Origin of the sequence: Kitasatospora sp. NPDC056651 (assembly GCF_042792155.1) — a bacterium.
In the GTDB taxonomy this organism is placed as follows: Bacteria; Actinomycetota; Actinomycetes; order Streptomycetales; family Streptomycetaceae; genus Kitasatospora.
In genome coordinates this window covers 1-6,085 of sequence record NZ_JBHTWX010000163.1, presented here as the reverse complement: position 1 = coordinate 6,085, position 6,085 = coordinate 1, and the positions used below count along the sequence as shown (strand labels likewise).

Genomic DNA, 6,085 nt, shown 5'->3' with positions numbered 1-6,085 from the left:
GCTGTCGGTCGCGCAAACGGGGGGGCGCCCCTCTGCGGGGGGTGCGGGCCGCCTCCCGGGGCCCTAGCCCTCGATGCGGAGCATCGCGTCGACCACCCGGCCGGCGGCCCCGCCGTCGTCCAGGTCGCAGTACGCCTCGCGGAACGCGGCGGCCTTGTCGGCGTACTCGGCCGCGACCTCGTCCACCCGGCCGAGTGCGGCGACGAGCTCCTCGGAGGTGGCCAGCAGCGGCCCGGGCGCCTCGGCCTCGAAGTTCAGGCTGAAGCCGCGCAGGTTGTCCCGGTAGTGCTCCAGGTCGTAGGTGAAGAACAGCATCGGCTTGCCGGTCGACGCGAAGTCGAACACGCTCGCCGAGTAGTCGGTCACCAGGACGTCGGCGATCAGCAGCAGCTCCGCCATGTCGGGGTAGCTGCCGACGTCCCAGATGTAGCCGTTGCCGGCGTCCGGGATCTGGCCGCACATCAGCTCGTGCCGGCGCACCAGCAGCACCTGGTCGTCGCCGAGCGCGGCCTTGGCCGCCGCCAGGTCGATCCGCAGGTCGATCTGGTAGCCGTCCTGCGGCCGGCGCCGGTCCTCGCGCCAGGTCGGCGCGTAGAGCACGACCTTCTTGCCCTCGGGCAGGCCGAGCCGTTCCCGGACCTGCTCGGCGGTCTTCTCCCGGTCGGCCGCGAACAGCAGGTCGTTCCGGGGCGAACCGCTCTCCAGGATCTCGCCCTTGAAGTCGAAGGCGCGCCGCAGCACCGGGGCCGACCAGCGGTTGCCGGCCACCAGCAGGTTCCAGTTCGGGACCTCCTGGGCCAGGCCCTTGAGGTAGCCGGTGTCGGTGAACCAGACCTTCTCGAAGTCGAAGCCGATCTGCTTCAGCGGGGTGCCGTGCCAGGTCTGGATGACCACCTGGCCGGGGCGGCGGACGAAGAACTCGGGCAGGTGGGTGCTGGTCACGATGTACTTGGCGGTGGCCAGCGCCTCGATCCACTCCGGGCTCAGGACCCGGACCGTGGTCGCGGTCTTGGGCAGCTCGGCCTGCATGTCGTCGCTGCCCCACAGGTGCTCCAGGGGCAGGCCGCGGCGGACCAGTTCCTCGTGGACCGCCCGCGGCGAGTCGGCGTACGCGCTGCGGAGGCCGACGTGGTACAGCACCGCGTCGCGCAGCGGCTCGTGGCGGGCGGCCGGGTAGTCCTCGGTCCGCAGCCGGCGCTGGCGGAAGCCCGCCCGCTCCTCGGGCGCCAGCACCGGGTGCGACTCCAGCGACAGGCCGTCGTGGTTGCGGCGCTCCAGCGTGATCCGCTTGCCGCGGGACTCCACCTCGATCGGCAGCGCCCCGAAGCAGTCCGGAGTGACCAGCGCGCAGGCGTCCGGCAGGTCGGCCACCGGCACGCCGACCGGGCGGAAGACGACGGTCCAGGTGCCCCTGGCGAGCGGCACCCGGCCGGCGAAGGAGGCCGTCGGCACGGCGGGCAGCGCGGTGCGGAACCGGCCGTCCGCGATCTCCACCGGGTAGACGTGCTCCTCCTCCAGCCACTCGTGCCGGACCGCCAGCTCCCAGCGGTGCGCGCCGGGCAGCGGGAACGAGCCGTTCAGCAGGAAGCCGTCGGCGCCGCGCGCGGAGATCTCGTCCACCAGCGGCTGGAGCACCTGGTCGGTGAACTGGAGGTACCCGCCGGGGGAGGGCTTGGAGTAGAGCGCCCGGCGCTCGGTGACCGGGGCGTCGGGGTTCAGCGCCAGGTGCAGCCGCTCGGGCGCGTTGCGGTCGTCCCAGGCCAGCGGGACGGTGCTGCCGTCGGCGAGCAGCAACGCGCCGTCCCAGCGGTCGCGGCTGCGCTCGGCGGCGGCCGGGTCCAGCTCGGCCCAGGCCTCGCGGACGGCGGTCAGCTCGGCGACCGGGAAGGACGCGGCGAACGGCTGGAGCGAGCCGACCGGCGCGCCCAGCTCCAGCGGGAAGGACAGCTCGCGGTCCGACTCCAGGTGGGTGAGCCGCAGCCGCGCGCCGGCGAAGCTCGGGCCGGAGCGGGCCGCGCCCGAGACCTCCACCCGGTCGCCCTGCGCGGCCAGGCCGGTCACCCGGGCCTTGACCGTCTCCACCCGCAGGTAGACGAAGTTGTCCCGGGTCCACGGCACGATCCGCACGTCCGGCTCGACCCAGTGCGAGGGGAGGAACTGCGCGGAGTCGCTCCAGCCGGCCGAGATCCGGCCCTTGTACACCCCGCCCTTGCCCGCGCCGGCCACCAGGACGCGCCAGTTGCCGTCCTTCCACTGGCCGCGCTGCCTGAGCTTCTTCGGGTCGACGGCGGCGGCGAAGCCGGACCAGTCGCAGCTGTACAGGTCGTGGTGGCAGCTCGCGGTGGCCTCGGGGCTGTACGTCGTCTTCATCGGCACCGCGATGACCCGGCGGCCCTTGGTCTCGCGGATCACCAGGGTGCGGACCATGTCGTGCTTGCCGGCCGCGCCCAGCTGCTCCGGGTACGCGTGCCCGGCCAGCCGGAGCTTTCCGCCCTCCCAGGAGGCCCGGTACAGCCGGCTGCGGATGACCAGCGAGTTGTCCAGCTTGAGCACCCCGGACGGCACGCTCCGGCGCCCGCCGCGCAGGAACGGGTAGTCGGCGTACGGGCGCAGCAGACCGCGGGCCTGGACGCCGCCGCCGCTCTCCTTCTCGTACGTGATCTGCTCGACCAGCTCGTCCACCCGGTCGGACAGGGTCAGGTGGTACTTCAGCCGCAGCGGCGCGCGCAGCTTGGCGGTCTTGTCGGAGCCGATCGCCCGGAGCAGCCGGCTGACGTGCTGGAGGTAGGCGTCCCGGTACTCCCTGTCGCCGTCCACGAGGGACCCGAAGAACATCGGGATCTCCTCGACGAGGGTGTTCTCGTCGTAGGAGCGCAGGTACTCGGCGAAGCGCGGCTCGGTCTGCTTCAGCAGCCAGGCGCGGACCAGCTCGACGGAGGCGACCCGGTCGATCAGGCCCTTGGGGTTGGTGCGCATCTGGGTGATCGACATCTCGCCGACCTCGCGCTCGCGCCAGTGGTAGATCGGCTCGGAGAGCACGTCCACGCTCTTGGCCAGGTAGTGGTGCGGGACGCTGACCGGCGCGTCCTCGTACAGGATGCCCTCGGGGTAGAGCAGGCCGGCCGCGTCGAAGAACGAGCGGCGGTACACCTTGTTCCACGCGGTGCGGTCGGTGACCAGCGCCGGGATCTCGGTGACGTGGGTCTTGAGCCTGGTCTCCTTGAACGGCTTCACGTGGCCGCCGGACTGGTAGTAGCCCACGGCGCGGAAGCGCAGCACGTTGCCGGTGCAGAAGTCCGAGCCGGTCTCGTCCAGCGTGTTGATCATCAGCTCGTACGCGCTCGGCGGCATCGAGTCGTCGCTGTCCACGAAGCACAGGAACTCGGAGTCCGGGTCGATGTGCCGGATGCCCGTGTTGCGGGCCGCCCCCAGGCCCTTGTTCACCTGGCGGACCAGCCGGAACCGGGAGTCCTCGGCCGCGTACGCCTCGGCGAGCGCCGCGCTGCCGTCCTTCGAACCGTCGTCGACCATGACGCACTCGAAGTCCGTGAAGGTCTGGGCGGCGATCGAGTCGAGGCATTCCACGAGGTAGCGCTCGACGTTGTAGATCGGGACGACGATGGAGAGGCGGGGAGCCATCGGCTACGCAGGCCTTTCTCGGGAGGAGCGTGCCAGTCCGGAGGGGCCTGACCGCACTGGGATCGGTGCGTACGTGCGCCCCCGATCCTACCTCCGGGGCCGGTTTGTCCCCGGGGCCACTACGCTGGGCCGGTGCCCCGTTTCAGCGTGATCGTCCCCGTGTACCACGTTCAGGAATACCTGGTCGAATGCCTCGAATCGGTGCTCGATCAGGACGGCCCGGACTTCGAACTGATCGCCGTGGACGACCGCTCCCCGGACCGCTGCGGCGCCATGCTGGACGAGGCCGCCGCGGCCGACGGCCGGGTCCGGGTGCTGCACCTGCCGGAGAACGTCGGCCTCGGCCGGGCCCGCAACGCCGGCCTGGAGGTCGCCTCCGGCGACTACGTGGTCTTCCTCGACAGCGACGACACGCTCACCCCCGGCCTGCTGAAGGCCGTCGACGAGCGGCTCGCCGCCACCGGCGACCCGGACGTCCTGGTCTACGACTACGCCCGTACCTACGCCGACGGCCGGATCACCCGGGCCGCCTCCGCGCACGTCTTCGGCGCCGCCTCCCCGGACGTCTTCGACCTCGCCGCCCGCCCCGACCTGCTCGACCTGCTCCAGGTCGTCTGGAACAAGGCCTACCGCCGGGGCTTCCTCACCGAGCAGCGGCTGGTCTTCCCGGCCGGCTACTACGAGGACACCCCCTGGACGTACCCGGCGCTGCTCGCCGCCGCCCGGATCACCCTGCTCGACCGCGTCGGCGTGCACTACCGCCAGCGCCAGGAGGGCGGCAACATCCTGGCCACCGCCAGCCGCAAGCACTTCGACGTGTTCGCCCAGTACGACCTGGTCTTCGCCTTCCTCGACGGCCGTCCCGACCTGGACCACTGGCGCCCGGTCGTCTACGGCCGGATGCTGCACCACCTCAACACCGTGGTCTCCAAGCCCGGCCGGGTCCCGCCCGGCGACCGCCGCGAGTACTTCCGCCGCGCGGCCGCGCACTGCGCCCGGCTGCGCCCGGCCGGCTACCGCCCGCCGGCCGGCGTGGACGGCGTGCGCACCGAGCTGCTCAGCCACGGCCGCTACGGCGCGTACCAGGCCGTCCGCGCCGTCGCCAAGGCCCGCCGACTCGTCAAGCGGTGACACCCACCTGACACCCGTTCGGAGGACGGGCCGGTATAACCGGTCAGGTGGACTTCCTGACCCGCCTGCCGGTCGTCGGCCCGCTCGTGGCCCGGGTGCTGCGCAGCCGCCCGTACCGGGTGTACGAGTACTTCTCCGCCGCCCGGGGCAACCGACTGGCCGGCGCCGTCACCTTCTTCGGCTTCCTCGCCCTCTTCCCCCTGCTCACGGTGGGGCTGGCGATCGCAGCCGCGACGCTGAGCGACAGCCGGGTGCACGACCTCCAGGGGCACATCGCCGACCAGCTGCCCGGGCTCGCGGACGCACTCAACCTGCCCTCCCTGGTGTCCAACGCGGGCACGGTCGGGGTGGTCGGCGGGGCGCTGCTGCTGGTCTCCGGCCTCGGCTGGGTGGACACCATGCGCACCTCGATCCGGGACCTGTGGCAGCTGCCCCACGACGAGGGCAACCCGGTGCTGCGCAAGGCCTGGGACGTGTCGGTGCTGGCCGGCCTCGGCCTGGTGTCGCTGTTCTCGCTGGCCGTCTCCGCCGTCGGGACGACCCTGGCCGGCCGGGTCGCCGACGCGATCGGCCTGGGCAGCGGCTACCTGCTGACCACGGTCGGCGTGCTGATCGCCATAGCGTGCGACATGCTGCTCTTCGCCTACCTGCTGGCGCCCTTCCCCGGGATCACCGACCAGCGCCGCCGGGACCTCGTACAGGGCGCGCTGATCGGCTCGGTCGGCTTCGAGCTGCTGAAGCTCCTGCTCGCCTCCTACCTGGGCTCGGTCGCCGGACGGAGCCTGTACGGGGCGTTCGCCACCCCGGTGGCGCTGCTGCTGTGGATCAACTTCGTCTCCCGGCTGCTGATGTACTGCGTGGCCTGGACGGCGACGGCGGACCCGGCGGCCGCCCGGGAACGGACCAGGGCGTACGGACGGGCGCTGCTGGCGGCGGCCGACAAGGCGGAGGCGGAGGCGGAAGCCGCCAGGGCGGAGGAGGCGGAGAAGGAGAAGGAGAAGGGGAAGGGGAAGGGGAAGGCCCGGCCCCAGGACTGAGACCGGACCTTCCCCGCCGCCCGCCGGATCAGCCGGGCGGATCAGCCGGCGGAGCGCCGCCGCCGCAGCACCAGCGCGCCGTACCCGGCCCCGCCCGCGGCCAGCACCACGACCGACCAGCCGCCGATGCCGAGTCCGCCGTCCTACGGGGGGGGCCCCCCCCGCGCGGGGGGGGGCCCCCCCGCGGCGGCCCCCCGGCCCGCGTCGTGGGGCGCGCCGCCGCCCGGCTCGGCCGCCGGGTCGCCGCCGCCCTGCGCGAGCGCCGCGAGTACGGGATG

3 protein-coding genes are annotated in these 6,085 nt (G+C 72.9%); 2 read left to right on the top strand and 1 reads right to left on the bottom strand.

Going from position 1 to position 6,085, the window contains the following annotated elements; translation table 11 throughout:
* Positions 1-63 precede the first annotated feature (63 nt).
* The gene (locus tag ACFRAR_RS36560; protein ID WP_380704363.1) at positions 64-3,639 is read right to left on the bottom strand and encodes a CDP-glycerol glycerophosphotransferase family protein; all 3,576 of its coding nucleotides are present in this window, start codon (positions 3,637-3,639) and stop codon (positions 64-66) included.
* Positions 3,640-3,771: 132 nt separating this feature from the next.
* Between ACFRAR_RS36560 and ACFRAR_RS36555 the strand changes: the two genes are divergently transcribed.
* Together ACFRAR_RS36555 and ACFRAR_RS36550 are read left to right on the top strand one after the other, a co-directional pair.
* A complete protein-coding gene (locus tag ACFRAR_RS36555) occupies positions 3,772-4,770 on the top strand; it encodes a glycosyltransferase family 2 protein (RefSeq protein ID WP_380704361.1) in 999 nt (332 codons plus the stop codon).
* A 47-nt stretch (positions 4,771-4,817) separates the two neighbouring features.
* Positions 4,818-5,807, top strand: a complete 990-nt coding sequence (locus tag ACFRAR_RS36550; protein ID WP_380704359.1) for a YihY/virulence factor BrkB family protein — start codon at positions 4,818-4,820, stop codon at positions 5,805-5,807.
* Positions 5,808-6,085 lie beyond the last annotated feature (278 nt).

What these genes read in the sequence shown, in the direction of transcription:
- ACFRAR_RS36560 (WP_380704363.1), bottom strand. Translation starts at nt 3,639, where the DNA reads ATGGCTCCCCGCCTCTCCATCGTCGTCCCGATCTACAACGTCGAGCGC.